The 17,125-nt window shown below is 71.1% G+C and carries 17 protein-coding genes; 5 read left to right on the top strand and 12 right to left on the bottom strand.

Features of this window, described 5'->3' with window-relative positions:
- Positions 1–4 precede the first annotated feature (4 nt).
- From ACIA8N_RS24205 to ACIA8N_RS24195, 3 genes are all read left to right on the top strand, one after another.
- The gene (locus ACIA8N_RS24205; RefSeq protein ID WP_365782587.1) at positions 5–676 is read left to right on the top strand and encodes a DUF4097 family beta strand repeat-containing protein; all 672 of its coding nucleotides are present in this window, start codon (positions 5–7) and stop codon (positions 674–676) included.
- Between the two features lie 80 nt (positions 677–756).
- The gene (locus tag ACIA8N_RS24200; protein WP_365782585.1) at positions 757–1,734 is read left to right on the top strand and encodes an ATP-binding cassette domain-containing protein; all 978 of its coding nucleotides are present in this window, start codon (positions 757–759) and stop codon (positions 1,732–1,734) included.
- Positions 1,731–2,522, top strand: coding sequence for an ABC transporter permease (locus ACIA8N_RS24195; protein ID WP_365782583.1), 792 nt, complete (start codon positions 1,731–1,733; stop codon positions 2,520–2,522). The genes ACIA8N_RS24200 and ACIA8N_RS24195 overlap by 4 nt, the downstream gene beginning before the upstream one ends.
- A gap of 131 nt (positions 2,523–2,653) precedes the next feature.
- Here ACIA8N_RS24195 and ACIA8N_RS24190 read toward each other — a convergent pair whose 3' ends face one another.
- The 5 genes from ACIA8N_RS24190 to ACIA8N_RS24170 form a co-directional block, all read right to left on the bottom strand.
- Complete coding sequence (locus ACIA8N_RS24190; protein ID WP_365782581.1) at positions 2,654–3,283, bottom strand: LysE family transporter; 630 nt, start codon at positions 3,281–3,283, stop codon at positions 2,654–2,656.
- Positions 3,280–3,627 (bottom strand): DUF2087 domain-containing protein, encoded by a 348-nt coding sequence (locus ACIA8N_RS24185; protein ID WP_365782579.1) that lies wholly within the window; start codon positions 3,625–3,627, stop codon positions 3,280–3,282. Before ACIA8N_RS24185 ends, ACIA8N_RS24190 begins: the two co-directional genes overlap by 4 nt.
- Before the next feature lie 45 nt (positions 3,628–3,672).
- Positions 3,673–3,963, bottom strand: a complete 291-nt coding sequence (locus tag ACIA8N_RS24180; protein ID WP_365782577.1) for a hypothetical protein — start codon at positions 3,961–3,963, stop codon at positions 3,673–3,675.
- Between the two features lie 166 nt (positions 3,964–4,129).
- The gene (locus ACIA8N_RS24175; protein ID WP_365782575.1) at positions 4,130–5,029 is read right to left on the bottom strand and encodes an RNA polymerase sigma-70 factor; all 900 of its coding nucleotides are present in this window, start codon (positions 5,027–5,029) and stop codon (positions 4,130–4,132) included.
- A 33-nt stretch (positions 5,030–5,062) separates the two neighbouring features.
- Positions 5,063–6,268 (bottom strand): FAD-dependent oxidoreductase, encoded by a 1,206-nt coding sequence (locus ACIA8N_RS24170; RefSeq protein ID WP_365782573.1) that lies wholly within the window; start codon positions 6,266–6,268, stop codon positions 5,063–5,065.
- 203 nt (positions 6,269–6,471) lie between these two features.
- Here ACIA8N_RS24170 and ACIA8N_RS24165 point away from each other — a divergent pair, with 203 nt between their 5' ends.
- On the top strand, positions 6,472–6,933 hold the full coding sequence (locus tag ACIA8N_RS24165) for a TIGR03618 family F420-dependent PPOX class oxidoreductase (RefSeq protein WP_365782571.1): 462 nt from the start codon (positions 6,472–6,474) through the stop codon (positions 6,931–6,933).
- 152 nt (positions 6,934–7,085) lie between these two features.
- Entirely contained in the window at positions 7,086–7,718 is a 633-nt protein-coding gene (locus ACIA8N_RS24160) for a hypothetical protein (RefSeq protein ID WP_365782569.1), read from the top strand.
- A 27-nt stretch (positions 7,719–7,745) separates the two neighbouring features.
- Here the strand turns inward: ACIA8N_RS24160 and ACIA8N_RS24155 are convergent, their stop codons facing one another.
- From ACIA8N_RS24155 to ACIA8N_RS24125, 7 genes are all read right to left on the bottom strand, one after another.
- Entirely contained in the window at positions 7,746–8,249 is a 504-nt protein-coding gene (locus ACIA8N_RS24155; RefSeq protein WP_365782567.1) for a GNAT family N-acetyltransferase, read from the bottom strand.
- A 450-nt stretch (positions 8,250–8,699) separates the two neighbouring features.
- Positions 8,700–9,551 carry an NAD(P)H-binding protein gene (locus tag ACIA8N_RS24150; RefSeq protein ID WP_365782565.1) on the bottom strand — a complete coding sequence of 284 codons (852 nt, stop codon included), beginning with the start codon at positions 9,549–9,551 and terminating at the stop codon, positions 8,700–8,702.
- A gap of 198 nt (positions 9,552–9,749) precedes the next feature.
- Entirely contained in the window at positions 9,750–10,424 is a 675-nt protein-coding gene (locus ACIA8N_RS24145; protein WP_365782563.1) for a maleylpyruvate isomerase family mycothiol-dependent enzyme, read from the bottom strand.
- On the bottom strand, positions 10,424–11,827 hold the full coding sequence (ahcY, locus tag ACIA8N_RS24140; protein ID WP_365782561.1) for an adenosylhomocysteinase: 1,404 nt from the start codon (positions 11,825–11,827) through the stop codon (positions 10,424–10,426). Before ahcY ends, ACIA8N_RS24145 begins: the two co-directional genes overlap by 1 nt.
- A complete protein-coding gene (gene metF / locus ACIA8N_RS24135; protein ID WP_365782559.1) occupies positions 11,820–12,689 on the bottom strand; it encodes a methylenetetrahydrofolate reductase [NAD(P)H] in 870 nt (289 codons plus the stop codon). Before metF ends, ahcY begins: the two co-directional genes overlap by 8 nt.
- Positions 12,686–16,144 (bottom strand): methionine synthase, encoded by a 3,459-nt coding sequence (metH, locus tag ACIA8N_RS24130; protein WP_365782557.1) that lies wholly within the window; start codon positions 16,142–16,144, stop codon positions 12,686–12,688. The genes metF and metH overlap by 4 nt, the downstream gene beginning before the upstream one ends.
- On the bottom strand, positions 16,141–17,124 hold the full coding sequence (locus ACIA8N_RS24125) for a carbohydrate kinase family protein (protein ID WP_365782555.1): 984 nt from the start codon (positions 17,122–17,124) through the stop codon (positions 16,141–16,143). The genes metH and ACIA8N_RS24125 overlap by 4 nt, the downstream gene beginning before the upstream one ends.
- Position 17,125 lies beyond the last annotated feature (1 nt).

Raw genomic sequence — 17,125 nt, 5'->3', positions numbered from 1 at the left:
CACCATGCAGAAGTTCGACACCGCCGCCGCCGTCACCGCCGTCCTCGACATCCCCGCCGGCCGCATCGTCCTCATCGCCGCCGACCGCGCCGACACCACGGTCGAGATCCGCCCCGCGGACGCCTCGAAGGGCCGCGACGTGAAGACCGCCGAGCAGACCACGGTCGAGTACGGCGACGGCGTCCTGCGGATCGAGGCGGCGGCCGGCAAGAACCGCCTCATCGGCCCGACCGGCGCCGTCGAGGTGACCGTCAAGCTGCCCGCCGGCTCCCACGTCGAGGCCAAGGCCTCCGCCACCGAGCTGCGGGGCGTCGGGCGCCTCGGCGACATCGCCTTCGAGGGCGCGTACCGCCACATCAAGATCGACGAGGCCGCGAGCGTCCGCCTCACCGCGGTCGACGGGGACGTCGAGGTCGGCCGGCTCGCCGGCCCCGCCGAGATCAGCACCACGCGGGGCGACATCCGCATCGCCGAGGCCACGACCGGCACGGTCGTGCTCCGCACCCAGAAGGGCGACATCACGGTCACCGCCGCCGCCGGCGCCTCGGCCTCGCTGGACGCGGGCACCGGCTTCGGCCGGATCCAGAACTCGCTCAAGAACGTGGACGGCGCCGCCGCCGGCCTGAACATCCAGGCGACCACGGAGTACGGCGACATCGCCGCCCGCAGCCTCTGACCGCCGTATCCGAATCGCCGTATCCGAAACGCAGTACCCGACCCGCAGTATCCGAACCGCAGCTGAGGAGCACACCCATCATGTCCAACCCGGCCATCGCGGCGAACGGGCTGCGCAAGTCCTACGGGGACAAGAAGGTCCTCGACGGCATCGATCTGACCGTCCCCGAGGGAACGATCTTCTCCCTGCTCGGCCCGAACGGGGCCGGCAAGACCACCGCCGTCAAGATCCTCTCCACCCTCCTCACCGCCGACGCCGGCGAAGCGCACGTCGGCGGCCATCACCTCACCACCGACCCGCAGGCCGTCCGCGCCGCCATCGGCGTCACCGGACAGTTCTCCGCCGTCGACGGCCTGATCACCGGCGAGGAGAACATGCTCCTCATGGCCGACCTGCACCACCTGCCCAAGGCCGAAGGGCGCCGGGTCACCGCCGAACTCCTCGCCCGCTTCGACCTCACCGAAGCCGCCAGGAAGCCCGCCTCCACCTACTCCGGCGGCATGAAGCGGCGCCTCGACATCGCCATGACCCTCGTCGGCAACCCCCGGATCATCTTCCTCGACGAACCCACCACCGGCCTCGACCCCCGCTCCCGCCACAACATGTGGCAGATCATCCGCGAACTCGTCACCGGCGGCGTCACCGTCTTCCTCACCACCCAGTACCTGGAAGAGGCCGACCAGCTCGCCGACCGCATCGCCGTCCTCCACGACGGCCGCATCGCCGCCGAAGGCACCGCCGAAGAACTCAAGCGCCTGGTCCCCGGCGGACACGTCCGCCTCCGCTTCACCGACCCCGACACCTACCGCTCCGCCGCCACCGCCCTCACCCACGCCACCCCCGACGACGAGAGCCAGACCCTCCAGATCCCCAGCGACGGCACCCAGCGCGAACTCCGCGCCATCCTCGACTGGCTCGACTCCCTCGGCATCGAGGCCGACGAGCTCACCGTCCACACCCCCGACCTCGACGACGTGTTCTTCGCCCTGACCGCGAGCGGCGCCACCGTCCCCCAGCAGAACGACCCGACCGACCAGGCCAAGGAGAACGTCCGATGAGCACCCTCGCCCTCGCCGTCCGCGACACGAACACGATGCTGCGCCGGAACCTCCTGCACGCCCGGCGCTACCCCTCCCTCACCCTGAACCTGCTGCTCACTCCCGTCATGCTGCTCCTGCTCTTCGTCTACATCTTCGGCGACGTGATGAGCGCCGGAATGAGCGGCGGCGGCGCCGACCGCGCCGACTACATCGCCTACCTCGTCCCGGGCCTGCTCCTGATGACCATCGGCTCCACCGTCGTCGGCACCGCGGTCTCCGTCTCCAACGACATGACCGAGGGCATCATCGCCCGCTTCCGCTCCATGGCGATCCACCGCGGCGCCGTCATCACCGGACACGTCATCAGCAGCGTCCTGCAGTCGATCGTCAGCGTCGTCCTCGTCGGCGCCGTCGGCGTCGCCATCGGCTTCCGGTCCACGGACGCCACGGCCCTGGAGTGGCTGGCGGCGTTCGGACTGCTCACCTTCTTCGCCCTGGCGCTCACCTGGATCGCGGTCGGCATGGGCATGGTCAGCCCGAACGCCGAGGCGGCCAGCAACAACGCCCTGCCGCTGATCTTCCTGCCGCTCATCTCCAGCACCTTCGTCCCGATCGACGCGATGCCGGGCTGGTTCCAGCCGATCGCCGAGTACCAGCCCTTCACGCCGGCCATCGAGACCCTGCGCGGCCTGCTCCTCGGCACCGAGATCGGCCACAACGGCTGGCTCGCCCTCGCCTGGTGCGTGGCACTCACCGCACTCGGCTACCGCTGGTCGAAGGCGGTCTACAACCGCGACGCGAAGTAAGAGGCAACCGGAATCACGAAGCGACCGCCGAGGGCGGCGTACCCGACACCAGGTCGGAGTACGCCGCCCTTCTCACGTCTCACGTCACGTCTCACGTCTCACGTCTCACGTCTCACGTCTCACACCAGGTCTCACCCCGCGGCGACGAGCCGCACCGCGAGCGCGACGATCAACGCGCTCGACACGAGCGCCGTCGTCAGCCTGCCGCGGGCGCCGGCCAGGGTCCGCCCGAGGAGGCTGCCGCCCAGCGCGAGGAGCAACTGCCAACTGGCGGAGGCGGCGAGGGCCGCGAGGACGAAGGCGGTGCGGTCGAGCGGGGTGGCGGGGGCGGAGGGCCCCGTCGCGAGGACCAGGGCGGCGAAGTAGACCACCGTCATGGGATTGAGGACGGTGATCCCCAGGAAGGTGAGGTAGGCGCGGCCCGGGGTGAGTGCGTTCCCGTCGTCGCGGGAGGCGAGCCCGCCCGTACGGTACGAGGCGAGGGCCAGGTGGGCGGCCCGTACCGCGAGGCCCACGAGCACCACGGCGGAGGCCCAGCGGAGCGGATCCATCACCGGGGTGAGCAGCGGGACGAGCGCGGAACCGCCCGCGACGGCGAGGAGCGCGTACACCCCGTCGGCCGTGGCGACGCCGAGGGCCGCGCCCGCCCCCGTACGCCAGCCGGTCCGGGCCGTGACGGCCACCAGATAGGCGCCGACGGCGCCGACCGGGATCGCGATGCCGTAGCCGGCCAGCAGGCCGGCCACCACCGCGGCGGTCACGCGACGGCGGGGATCGCGCCTCCGGGGGAGCCGGGCTGCTGCTGTCGGCGGTAGGTGGAGCCGTCCTTGGTCCGTCCGAGGAAGCCGCCGATCGCGAGATAGCGGCGGAGGGCGGGGAAGTCCTCGTGCACGGCGAGCAGGGCCTCGTTGACCTCGGGCTCGCGGTAGTCCCGGCCGTCCTCGAACAGGGTCGCGGCGAGGTGTGCGAGCAGCGCCTCACGGCGGGCGGGCTTACGCGGGATCGCCTTGAGGCGCCCGTCGGCGGAGAAGAGGTCCGCGACGGGGCGGGCGGGCCGGGCGCCAGGAAGGGTGCCAGGACGGGGGGCTGGATGATGACTGGTCATGGCGACGAAGCCTGACGCCGTCGGCCCCCACCCCGCAAAGGGTTTTCACTTCGGCTCGGGCCGCACCATCACGCTCACCGCCTCCTGGACGGTGGGCAGGATCGTACGGAGGCCACCGCGGTCGAAGACGGGCCTGGCCTTCTCCACGAAGGCGTGGAAGTCGTCCTCCGACTCCCAGAAGTCCACGATCCGCCACCCTCCGCTCCCGTCGGGACCGGCCGCGTGCGCGATGAACCCGGCGGGCGGCCACCACTCGGCGGCCTCGAGCAGCCGGGTGGTCTCCTCGTACTCCTCCCGCGTCCCACCGGGGATCTCGACGGTGACGATGACGGCCATGGCGCTTCTCCTGTACGTGGCGGGGGTACGGCGATCCCGACCAGCACACCAGCGGGTACGGCGCGACGCACTGCGGCGCGGACCGAACGGGCGTGCCCGGCCGAGCGGCGCAGAGGTCGTCGTGCGGCCCGCACCAAGATCCATACCCGGCTTTCCCAGGGCGAGTTCAGCGCAGGGTGAGCGGGGTCTCGGAGTCGATGCGGGACAGTTTCTCGGGATTGCGGACGATGTAGAGGCCGGTGATGCGGCCGGCCTCCACACGGGCTGCCAGGATGGCGTCCAGCTCACCGTCCAGGTGGATGACCAGCGCCGGGCTGCCGTTGACCGCGGTGGGGCCGAAGGCGACCGGGATCGTGTTCTTGCCGAGGCCACCGACCAGGAGGCGGGCCACCTTCTCGGCGCCGACGATCGGCCGCAGCGCAGCGTGCTTCACACCGCCACCGTCGCCCATGTAGACGACCTCGGGCGCGAGCACGTCGAGCAGTCCCTGCAGGTTGCCGCCCTCCAGCGCCCGCCGGAACGACTCCAGAGCCGCCCGCGTCTCGCTCTGGGAGACCACCTCGCGCGGGCGCCGGGCATCCACGTGCCGGCGGGCCCGGTGCGCGATCTGGCGGACTGCCGCCGGGGTCTTGTCGACCGCCGCGGCGATCTCGTCATAGCCGACGTCGAAGACCTCGCGCAGGACGAAGACGGCCCGCTCGGTCGGCGACAACGTCTCCAGGACCAGCATCACCGCCATCGACACACTCTCGGCGAGCTCGACGTCCTGGGCCACGTCCGGCGCGGTCAGCAGCGGCTCCGGCAGCCACGGGCCCACGTACGACTCCTTGCGCCGCGACATCGTGCGCAGCCGGTTGAGCGCCTGCCGGGTCGTGATCCGGACCAGATACGCGCGCTGGTCGCGCACCTGCTCCAGGTCGACCTCGACCCACCGCAGCCAGGTCTCCTGCAGGACGTCCTCGGCGTCGGCCGCCGAGCCGAGCATCTCGTAGGCGACGGTGAAGAGCAGATTGCGGTGGGCGACGAATGCCTCGGTCGCCCGGTCAACGGCGTGATCGTCAGTCATGACGTGATCATCTCCCCGTGGCTCGCCCCGGACCTAGGAAACCCGTTCGACGGCGACCGGCGCCCCGGCGCGCAGGGCCTCCAGCGCCTCCTTGCGCCCGGCGCCCCCCTTCATGCGGTGCAGGCTGTACCCACCGGGCTTGTGCGCCTCATCGGCCAGGTGCTTCACGACGCCCTTGCACACGGTCTCCTTCATCTTCGCGCCGAGGCGACCGTCGACGTGGAGCCACACCGCGACGTCGGACCTGTTGCCGAACTGGAAGATGCCGGTACGCCGCCCCAGGCTGATGCACTGCGCTCCGAACGACTGGTTGAGGTCCTCGGGCCGCTCCCCCGCCAGCCGGCTGAGGACCGTGTCGGCGGCGCGCGCGCCCAGCGGCATCGCGGCCTGGCAGCTCATCCGCAGCGGCAGGCCCGACGGCGCCGCCGAGTCCCCGGCCGCGACGATACGGTCGTCGTCCGCGCTCGTCAGCGTCTCGTCCGTGAGCAGGCGGCCCAGGGCATCGGTGCTCAGCCCACTGCGCGCGGCCAGGTCCGGCACGCCGAAGCCGGCGGTCCAGATGGTCACCGAGCTCGGCAGATCCCGGCCGTCAGCGAGCCGCACCGCGTCACCCGTCACCCCCGTCACCTTCGTGTCGGGGCCTTCCACGACCTCGACCCCGAGCGCCGCCAGCCGCCCGGCCACCGAACGCCGCCCCCGCCGGTGCAGGTACGGCCCGAGCACCCCGCCACAGACCAGGGTCACGCGACGGCCCTGCTCCGCCAGCTCGGCGGCGGTCTCGATGCCCGTCGGACCGGCTCCGACCACCGTCACCACGGCCGATGCGGGCGCGGCTTCGAGGACCGGCAGCAGACGCTGCACCTCCTCCAGGGCGGCGATCGGGTAGGCGAACTCGGCCGCGCCGGGCACCCGCGGGTCGGCACTGCCACTGCCCACCGCGTAGACCAGGTAGTCGTAGCCGAGCGCACCGCCGCTCGCCAGCTCCACACCGCGCCCGGCCGCGTCGATCCGCGTCACGCTGTCGACCACCAGCCGGACGCCGTCCGCCAGGACGTCCTGGTAGTCGACGACGGCGGCGTCGGTCCCGCCCACCAACTGGTGCAGGCGGATCCGGTGGACAAAGGCCGGGCGCGGGTTGATCAGCGTCACGGTCACGTCGCCGCGCCGCGTCAGGCGATTGGCCGCCATGACCCCGGCGTATCCGCCGCCGATGACAAGTACATCGGTGTTCGCAGTCATGATGTCTCCCTCGTTTCGAGCGGTTCGAGCGGTTCAAGCGGTTCAAGCGGTTCAAGCGGTTCAAGCGGTTCAAGCGGTTCAAGCACAAGACACCGCCTGGCCGATCCTTGTGACAGCCTGTGAGCCAGATCACTTCGCGCGCTGTTCCACGTGTGCGCACTCCAGCCCGGAATGCCCTACGAGCCACGGGAGTTGAGACCGTCATGACCAAAGGCCCAGCCGCACCCCGCGCCCTGTCCGACGACGCTCTGTCCGAGCTCCTGAGCTCTCAGCAGTTCGGCACCCTCGCCACGAACAAGCGCAGCGGGCATCCCCACCTCACCACCATGCTCTACAGCTGGGACGCCGAGGAGCGCGTCGTGCGGTTCTCCACCACGGCCGACCGCGTCAAGGTCAAGCAGCTCCGGCGCGACCCGCGCGCGGCCGTGCACGTCCCGGGCGGGAACGTGTGGTCGTTCGCCGTGGCCGAAGGCGAGGCCGAGGTCTCCGACGTCACGACCGCACCGGGGGACGCGACCGGCCGAGAACTGCTCGCGATGATCCCCGAGGCCGCCCGGCCGGCGGACGAGACGGCCTTCCTGGAGCAGCTCGTCGCCGAACGCCGTGTGGTCATCCGTCTGAAGGTGTCCCGGCTGTACGGGACGGCGCTCGACATCGACGGCTGAGACCGGCGACGGGGCAACTCGGCTTCTGGCCTTCGGGATCTCCCGGGTTCTGGACGAGTCCCGGCTGACAACCGACGGCGTGGTGGTCGGCACCGCGGGGTACCACTCGCCCCGAGCAGGCTCTCGGCCGTCCGATCACGGGGGCGAGCGATGTGTTCGCCCTCGGCGCGGTCCTCGTCGCGGCGTCCGGCGGCAGCGCGTTCGGCCACGGTTCGGCCCCCGGGCTGATGTTCCGGGTGGTCCACGAGGCCCCGGACGTGTCCGCCGTGCCGCCGTCGCTGCTGCCCGTGGTCCTGGACTGCCTCCTGAAGGACCCGGCCCGCCGCCCGAGCCCGCGCGAGCTGCTCGTCCGGTGCGCGGAACGTGCCGGGGGCGGGGCTGGGATCGATGGCAGGGACTCGGTGACGCATGAGGCGACGGTTGCCGACGAGGCGCCTGCGGCGTCTCCGCCTCTACCGCCGACGGAGACCGTCGGGCCGGTGCCGGCGCTGCCGCTCGCCATCTACCGCGTTCCCAGGCGGGCATGGCTCCTGCAAGTCCTGCGCCACGGAATCGCGGTGGCGGGGCCGGCTGTCGGCGCGATGGTGAGCGCCGAGCACGCCCTCCCGGTCGCGATCCCCGTGACCGCCTCGGTCGTTGCCGTGGCCGTCGGCATACGCCTCCTGGGCCTGCACGGCGCCGCCAAGGACGCCCTCACGCTCACCCCACTCGACAGCACTGCCCGACTGCCGGAGGCCCTCAGGCAGTACGCAGAACGACACCGAGTCCACGTACAGCAGCGCTGATCCCAGCCCTGGGCGGACTGCGTCGCGTCACGGCAGCGAGCGCGTGAGCCAGGCGACTTCCCCGTTGTCCTCCATGGAGACGCGGTCCCGCTCGAACCCGAGCTTCTCCAGGACACGGAGCGATGGCGTGTTCCACGTGCCGACGGTCGACCAGAGCCGTTGCCGGCCGGTCGCGACGGCGGCTTCGAGCACCGCGCGGGCCGCCTCGGTGGCGTAGCCGCGCCCGTGCGCGCGCTGGAACAGCTCGTACGCGATCTCGGGCTCCTCCAGGGTCGAACGGCCGATGATCAGACCGCAGTAGCCGATGAAGTCGCCTTCGTCGCGACGCTGGATGGGCAGCAGGGCGATCCCCGTGGTCTCCGTCGCGGCGAGCAGCTCCCCGATGGACGTCCGGATGCGCTCGACAGAGGGCGTCCCCTTGCCACGCTCGGAAAGGAGGGCACAGAACTCGGCCGCGTCCGACTCGGCCCACGGCCGCAGTATCAGCCGCTCGGTCTCAAGGTGGGACACCATCGCTTCGTAAGTAGGCACGCTCCTACCCTGCCCCACGGATCGTCACACCGGGAGCGGCTGGGCGCGACCGGCAAGAACCAGGCCCTCGGGGTGGTCGTGCCTGGTGGGCCTCGGGTGGGACCGGGGTCCCGCGAAGCCCCGGGCAGCGGCGGGGGCTTCGCGTGCGTCTGCCAGGCCGGTGGGTGGGGGCTTGGTCAGTGGTGAGGGGTGGGTGGGGCCGTTGCGGCCGGTCCGGGGTGCGCGGAAGTTGAACGGGGCGGTCGGGCGGCGCTCAGCGGGTTGGAGAGGTGGGGTGGTTGGGCTTCAGGCCCCGCTGGTCACTCCCGGTGGGTGGGAGGGGTGGATAACTCCGCCCTACTAGCGGTAACAGGCCCAAGAAGACTGGAGGAAAGGGGTGAATCGATCTTCTCGGACTGGCGAAGGGCCTGCCCCCCCTGAGCCCACCACCCCACCACCCGCCGGGGATGTTCAGCGGTCGAAGTCCGCCGCGTGGTCCGTCGCCCACTCCTGGAAGGTTCGGGCCGGGGTGCCCGTGATGCGCTCCACTTCACCGTTGACCGGCTCCGGGTTGTCGAGCATCTTCGCCTGGACCGGCAGCACGGCCTCCACCAGCTCCGCCGGATAGCCTGCGGCCTTCATCTTCTCGACGGCCTCGGGCAGCGCGATCTCCTCGAACCGCACCGGTCGCCCGATCGCCTCGCCGATCAGCTCCACCTGCCGTTCCTGGCTGACCAGTTCGGGGCCCGTGAGCAGGGGGCGCGCACCGAGCAGCGCGTCGGTCGTCAGCGCCTGGACGGCGACCGCCGCGATGTCCGCCTCGTGGATCAGGGGGCGGGCCAGCCTCGCCATCGGCGCCCGTACGGCACCGGTGGTCCGGACCTCCTCCGCCCAGCCCAGCGTGTTGCTCGCGAACCCGGTGGGCCGCAGCGCCGTCCACTCCAGGCCGGACGCCTCGACCAGCCACTCCAGCTCCGCGTGGAACGCGGTGATCGCCTCGCCGGGCTCCTCCCCGCTCCCCACGGCGGCGGACGACAGGTACACCACCCGTCGGGCACGCTTCCCGATCGCGTCGATGACGTCCGACGCGCCCTCGGCGCTCAGGAACGGCCACACCAGGAAGACCGCGTCGACGCCCTCCAGAGCCGCGCCCAGCGACGCCGGGTCACCGAGATCGCCACGTACCGCCTGCACACCCTCCGGGAGGACCGCCTCCCCTCGTACCAGCGCGCGCACGGGCACGCCCGCCGCGTGCAGCTGCGCGACCACCGCGCCGCCGACCCTTCCCGTCGCGCCGGCCACCAGGATCCTGGACTGTGTCATCGGAATCTCCTCGTCTCGCCGTTGGATGACACGACTCTCGTACATCAAGCAAGGTTGAGGTCAAGCGCCGACCGCCATCCGCAGAAGCCGGGCAGTCAGAGAAGGGCGATTCGCTGCTTTCCTTGGGCCTTCTTGGCACCCCGGCAGGGCCCCGTTGGAGCGCAGGCTCATAGCGAAGGCGGGTCCAGCCAGCCCGCATCAGCGGTAGATCAGGAGTTCCTGTTCCGTCGCGCCCGTCAGTTCGTAGCGGGTGCGAACCAGGGGGCGGCCCGCGTAGATGCGGATCAGGGTCGACGCGGCGCCCTTGAACGTCGCCGGTGGGCGGGACTCGATCTCGTTGCCCAGGGTCACTGGGGCGCCCTCCTCCAGGACTCCCACCAGGCGGGGGGTCTCCCTGCGGCGGCTCGTCACCGCGAGGAGCGGGAGGGCCAGGTCCAGGCTGGCGCCGCAGTAGGCGTCCGGTTCGCCGAAGGCCTCCCGTACGTCTCCCGCGTGGACCCACTCGCCGAGCGCGACCGCGTCAAGCCGGCCGTCCTCGCGCCCCGCGATGACCGGGCCCGCCTCCGTCAGGCCCCGTTCCAGTTCGTCGAGGATCCGGGCGAGCGGCCAGTCCTCCCGCTCGGCCACGTCACACGCGTTGGCCTCCGGGAGGAACACGCCCTCCTCCAGGCGGTCCTCCACGATCCTGACCAGGGCCGCCCCGCAGTGGGCCAGGACCTGCCTCGCCGTCCAGCCGGGGCACGCGGTACGGAGTTCGTACGCCTCCTCCGGTGTCCGGCGGAGGAGCGGCATCAGCAGGTCCCGCTCCGTCCGCAGCAGCCGGTCCGGGAGCCACGGGTCCCGGACCTCGTCGTCCGTACAGTGCGCGCTCATCAGTAGCGGTAGTGGTCCGGCTTGTACGGGCCCTCCACCGGGACCCCGATGTACGACGCCTGCTCGGGGCGCAGGGTGGTCAGCCTGACGCCGAGGGCGTCGAGGTGCAGCCGCGCGACCTTCTCGTCCAGGTGCTTCGGCAGCGTGTACACGCCCACCGGGTACTCCTCCGGCTTCGTGAACAGCTCGATCTGGGCCAGCGTCTGGTCCGCGAAGGAGTTCGACATCACGAAGGAGGGGTGGCCCGTCGCGTTGCCGAGGTTCAGCAGACGGCCTTCCGACAGGACGATGACGACCTTGCCGTCCTCGAACGTCCACGTGTGGACCTGCGGCTTGACCTCGTCCTTCACGATCCCGGGGATCGCCGCCAGGCCGGCCATGTCGATCTCGTTGTCGAAGTGGCCGATGTTCCCGACGATCGCCTGGTGCTTCATCCTCGCGATGTCGGACGCCATGATGATGTCCTTGTTGCCCGTGGTCGTGATGAAGATGTCGGCCGTCTCGACGACGTCCTCCAGGGTCGCCACCTGGTAGCCGTCCATCGCCGCCTGCAGCGCGCAGATCGGGTCGATCTCGGTGATGATCACGCGGGCGCCCTGGCCCCTGAGGGACTCCGCCGACCCCTTGCCGACGTCCCCGTAACCGCACACGACAGCCGTCTTGCCGCCGATGAGGACGTCCGTCGCGCGGTTGATGCCGTCGATGAGGGAGTGGCGGCAGCCGTACTTGTTGTCGAACTTCGACTTCGTCACGGCGTCGTTCACGTTGATCGCGGGGAAGAGCAGCGCGCCCTCGCGGTGCATCTCGTACAGGCGGTGGACGCCCGTCGTGGTCTCCTCCGTGACGCCCCTGATGGCGGCGGCGATCGTGCCCCAGTCCAGGGTCGTGTTCCGCAGGAGCTCCAGGATCACCCGGTGTTCGTCGTTGTCCGCCGTCGACGGGTCCGGGACCTCGCCCGCCTTCTGGTACTCCACACCCTTGTGGACGAGGAGCGTCGCGTCGCCGCCGTCGTCGAGGATCATGTTGGGACCTTCGGCGTTCGGCCAGGTCAGCGCCTGTTCCGTGCACCACCAGTACTCCTCCAGGGTCTCGCCCTTCCAGGCGAAGACCGGGATGCCGGCGGCGGCGATCGCGGCGGCCGCGTGGTCCTGCGTCGAGTAGATGTTGCAGGACACCCAGCGCACCTCCGCGCCGAGCGCGACGAGGGTCTCGATGAGGACGGCCGTCTGCACGGTCATGTGGAGGGAGCCGGTGATACGGGCCCCGGCGAGCGGCTGCGCCGCCGCGTACTCCTTCCGGATCGACATCAGGCCGGGCATCTCGTGCTCGGCGAGGGTGATCTCCTTGCGGCCGAAGTCCGCGAGACCGATGTCGGCGACCTTGAAGTCATGGAACTCAGACATGGACAACGCTCCTTGCGCTCAAGATGGTTCGGTGGATTTCGAGTGCCGCCGTCGACTTGTTCAGCGTGATGTAGTGCAGGCCCGGCGCGCCCTCGTCGAGCAGCCGCAGGCCCATCCGCGTGGCGTGCTCGACGCCGATGCGGTACGCCGCCGCCGGGTCGTCCTTCGCCGCCTCCAGGCGGTGCGCCAGGTCCTCGGGGAAGGCGGCGTCGCTCAGCTCGGCGAAGCGGCGGATCTGGCGGACGTCCGTCGCCGGCATGATCTCCGGGATGATCGGGGTGTCGCAGCCGGCGGCGGCGACGCGGTCCCGCAGCCGCAGGTAGTCCTCGGGGTCGAAGAACATCTGCGTGATGGCGTAGTCGGCGCCCGCCCGGCACTTGGCGACGAAGTGCGCCAGGTCGGCGGACGGGTTCGCGGACCTGGGATGGCCCTCGGGGAAGGCCGCCACCCCGATGCGGAAGTCGCCCAGCGACCTCACCAGTTCCACGAGTTCGTACGCGTACCTGAAGCCCCGCGGGTGCGGGTCCCATGCTCCGCGCGGGTCGCCCGGCGGGTCTCCGCGCAGGACGAGGACGTCCCGTACGCCCGCGTCGGCGTACGCGCCGATGATGGCCCGCAGTTCGGCGGCCGAGTGTCCGACCGCCGTGAGGTGGGCGACCGGGCGCAGGATCGTCTCGGCCGCGATCCGCTTGGTGACGTCGATGGTCCGGTCGCGGGACGAGCCGCCGGCGCCGTACGTCACGGAGACGAAGTCCGGGGACAGGGCCTCGACGCGGCGGATCGCGTCCCACAGGGTGCGTTCGCCCTTGTCGGTCTTCGGGGGGAAGAACTCGAACGAGAAGGTGGGCGGGTCGGGGTTCACAGGCGTCGGCCTCCCGCGTTGAAGTAGCTCGCCTCGGGGTGGTGGACGACGATCGCGTCCGTCGACTGCTCGGGGTGCAGCTGGTACTCCTCGGACAGCTCGACCCCGATCCGCTCCGGGCGCAGCAGGGCGGCGATCTTGGCCCGGTCCTCCAGGTCGGGGCAGGCCGGGTAGCCGAGGGAGTAGCGGCAGCCCTGGTACTCGGTGCGGAGCATGCCGTCCAGGCCGGACGGGTCCGCTTCCCCGATGCCCCAGTCGGCGCGTACCCGCGCGTGCCAGTACTCGGCGAGCGCCTCCGCCAACTGCACGGACAGGCCGTGGAGTTCGAGGTAGTCGCGGTAGGCGTCGGCGGCGAAGAGCCTGGCCGTCTCCTCGCCGATCCGGGAGCCGACGGTGACGACCTGGAGGGCGACGGCGTCGATCTCGCCGGAGTCCTCGGAGCGGTGGAAGTCGGCCAGGCAGAGGCGGCGGCCCCGCTGTTGGCGGGGGAAGGAGAAGCGGGTCCGCTCGCCTCCGTCCTCGTCCAGGACGATCAGGTCGTCGCCCTTGGACACACAGGGGAACCAGCCGTACACGACGGCCGCTTCGACCAGGTTCTCGCGTTCGACGCGGTCGAGCAGCGCGCGCAGGCGCGGCCGGCCCTCCGTCTCGATGGTGTCGGCGTCCTTGAGGCCCCACTGGCCCTTGAAGAGGGCCGTCTCGTCGAGCCAGGGGGCGTACTCGGCGAGCGGGATGCCCTGGACGACCCTGGTCCCGAGAAAAGGGGGCTCGGGGACCGGGTTGTCGGCGGCGACGTCGGATCGGCCGGCCGGTTCCGGCTCCCGGACCTCCACCGCGAGGGGTTCCCTTCGAGGGACCCGCCGCGGCTTCAGCGGCGGGAGTACGGCTCCGGGGACGCCTCGTTTGACGCCCATGAGCGCGTCCATGAGGCGCAGGCCCTCGAAGGCGTCGCGGGCGTACCGCACCTCGCCCTCGTACAGCTCGTGGAGGTCCTGTTCGACGTACGCCCTGGTGAGGGCGGCGCCGCCGAGGATCACGGGGAAGCGGGCGGCGAGGCCGCGGCCGTTCAGCTCCTGGAGGTTCTCCTTCATGATGACCGTGGACTTCACGAGGAGGCCCGACATGCCGATGACGTCGGCCCGGTGCTCTTCGGCGGCTTCGAGGATCGCGGAGACCGGCTGCTTGATGCCGATGTTGACGACGTTGTAGCCGTTGTTGGAGAGGATGATGTCGACGAGGTTCTTGCCGATGTCGTGGACGTCGCCGCGGACGGTGGCGAGGACGATCGTGCCCTTGCCGTCCGCGTCCGACTTCTCCATGTGCGGTTCGAGGTGGGCCACGGCCGTCTTCATGACCTCGGCGGACTGGAGCACGAACGGCAGCTGCATCTGGCCGGAGCCGAACAGCTCCCCCACGGTCTTCATGCCGTCGAGCAGGATCTCGTTGACGATCTCCAGGGCGGGCCGGAGCGTCAGGGCCTCGTCGAGGTCTGCCTCCAGGCCGTTCTTCTCGCCGTCGACAATCCGGCGCTTCAGCCGCTCGTCCAGCGGCAGCGCGAGCAGTTCCTCGGCCTTGCCGGCCTTGAGGGACTTCGCCGTCGCGCCCTCGAACATCTGGAGGAAGCGCTGGAGCGGGTCGTAGCCCTCCCTGCGGCGGTCGTGGATCAGGTCGAGCGCGACCTCGACCTGTTCCTTCTCCAGGCGCGCGATCGGCAGGATCTTGCTCGCGTGCACGATCGCCGAGTCCAGGCCCGCCTTCACGCACTCGTCGAGGAAGACGGAGTTGAGCACGATCCGCGCGGCCGCGTTCAGACCGAACGAGATGTTGGACAGGCCGAGGGTCGTCTGCACGTCCGGGTGGCGGCGCTTCAGCTCGCGGATCGCCTCGATCGTGGCGATGCCGTCCTTCCGCGACTCCTCCTGACCGGTGCAGATCGTGAACGTCAGGGTGTCGATGAGGATGTCCGACTCCCTGATCCCCCAGTTCCCGGTGAGGTCCTCGATGAGCCGCTCGGCGACGGCCACCTTGTGCTCGACACTGCGGGCCTGGCCCTCCTCGTCGATGGTGAGCGCCATCAGCGCCGCGCCGTGCTCCTTCGCCAACGCGGTGACCTGCGCGAACCGGGACTCGGGGCCGTCGCCGTCCTCGTAGTTGACGGAGTTGACGACCGCGCGGCCGCCGATCTTCTCCAGGCCGGCCCGCAGGACCCCGATCTCGGTCGAGTCGAGGACGATCGGGAGGGTGGAGGCGGTCGCGAAACGGCCGGCGAGCTCCGCCATGTCGGCGACGCCGTCGCGGCCCACGTAGTCGACGCACAGGTCGAGCATGTGCGCGCCCTCGCGGATCTGGTCGCGGGCGATCTCCACGCAGTCGTCCCAGCGGCCTTCGAGCATGGCCTCGCGGAACTTCTTCGAGCCGTTGGCGTTCGTGCGCTCGCCGATCGCCAGGTACGCGGTGTCCTGCCGGAACGGCACATGGCTGTACAGGGAGGACGCGCCCGGCTCCGGCACCGGGTGCCGGTCGAGGACGGCCGCGCCCCGCACCCGCTCCACGATCTCCCGCAGGTGCTCCGGGGTCGTACCGCAGCAGCCGCCGACCAGGGCAGGCCCGTAGTCGCGTACGAACGCCTGCTGCGCGTCGGCCAGTTCGGCCGGCGACAGGGGGTAGTGGGCGCCGTCGGAGGTGAGGACCGGCAGGCCCGCGTTCGGCATCACCGAGATCGGGATCCGGGCGTGCCGCGCCAGGTGCCGCAGGTGCTCGGCCATCTCCGCCGGGCCCGTCGCGCAGTTCAGGCCGATCATGTCGATGCCCAGCGGCTCCAGGGCGGTCAGCGCGGCCCCGATCTCCGAGCCGAGCAGCATCGTGCCCGTCGTCTCCACGGTGACCTGCACGATGACCGGCAGGTCCACGCCCACCCAGTCCAGGGCCCGGCGGGCGCCGACGACGGCCGCCTTCGTCTGGAGCAGGTCCTGCGAGGTCTCGATGAGGAGGGCGTCCGCGCCGCCCCGGATCAGGCCCTCCGCGTTCTGCCGGAAGGCCTCTCGCAGCGGTTCGTACGTGACGTGGCCCAGCGTCGGCAGCTTCGTGCCGGGGCCCATCGAGCCGAGGACCCAGCGGGGGCGCCCGTCGGCGGCCGTGTGCGCGTCCGCGGTCGTACGGGCGATCCGGGCGCCGGCCTCGGACAGCTCGTACACCTGGTGCTCGATGCCGTACTCGGCGAGCGCCGCCAGGTTCGCCCCGAAGGTGTTCGTCTCGACGCAGTCCACGCCGACCGAGAAGTAGGCGTCGTGGACGGAGGCGACGATGTCGGGGCGCGTGAGGTTGAGGATCTCGTTGCAGCCTTCGAGTCCCGTGAAGTCGTCCATGGTCGGATCGGCGGCCTGGAGCATCGTGCCCATCGCCCCGTCGGCCACCACGACCCGGGTCGCGAACTCGTCCCTCAGCGAAGGCCTCACGTGAGCCCCCTCAGATGCGTGACCAGGGTGGCGGTGCAGCCCACCCCGTACGTCGTCCTGATCCGGTCGAGGAGCGACTCCCGGTGCAGCCGGTACTCCTGCGTCCCCACGTAGTCGAGGACGGTCGCGGCGACCGCGCAGCCCAGCTGCGCCGCGCACCGTTCCGGCACGCCCCACAGCCAGCCCGCGAGGAACCCGGAGCGGAAGGCGTCCCCGACCCCGGTCGGGTCGACGACTCCCGCGACCTCCACCGCCGGCACCGCCAGCGGCTCCCGTCCCTCGCCCCGGATGCGGACGCCCGCCTCGCCGTGGGTGGTGACCCAGGTCCCGACCCGGCGCAGCACCTCCGCCTCCGCCCAGCCCGACTTCTCCAGGAGCAGCGCCGTCTCGTACTCGTTGGTGAACAGGAACCTGGCCCCGTCCACCAGCTCCCGCACCTGCCCGCCGTCGAGCCGCGCCAGCTGCTGCGACGGATCGGCGGCGAAGGGAATCCCGAGGTCGCGGCAGGTGCGGGTGTGCCGGAGCATCGCCTCGGGGTCGTCCGGGGAGACCAGGACCAGTTCCAGGCGGCCGGTGCGCGCGACGACGTCCCGCAGGTCGATCTCGCGCGCCTCGGCCATCGCACCCGCGTAGAAGGTGGCGATCTGGTTCTGGGCCCGGTCGGTCGTACAGACGAACCGGGCGGTGTGCAGCGACTCGCTGACGCGCACCGAGTCGGTGTCCACACCGTGCTCCTTCAGCCAGACCCGGTACGGCTCGAAGTCGGCGCCGACCGCGCCGACGAGGGCGGGACGCAGGCCGAGGACACCGAGTCCGAAGGCGATGTTCGCTGCCACTCCGCCACGCCTGACCTCCAGGTTGTCGGCGAGGAACGACAGGGAGACCCGGTCGAGCCGGTCGGCGAGCAGCTGCTCGCTGAACCAGCCGGGGAAGGTCATCAGATGGTCGGTCGCGATGGATCCCGTGACAGCGATACGCATG

Source organism: Streptomyces sp. NPDC051822 (assembly GCF_044452745.1).
Lineage (GTDB): Bacteria > Actinomycetota > Actinomycetes > Streptomycetales > Streptomycetaceae > Streptomyces.
The sequence above is the reverse complement of the archived record's forward strand: the minus strand, read 5'-3'. Positions and strand labels throughout refer to the sequence as shown.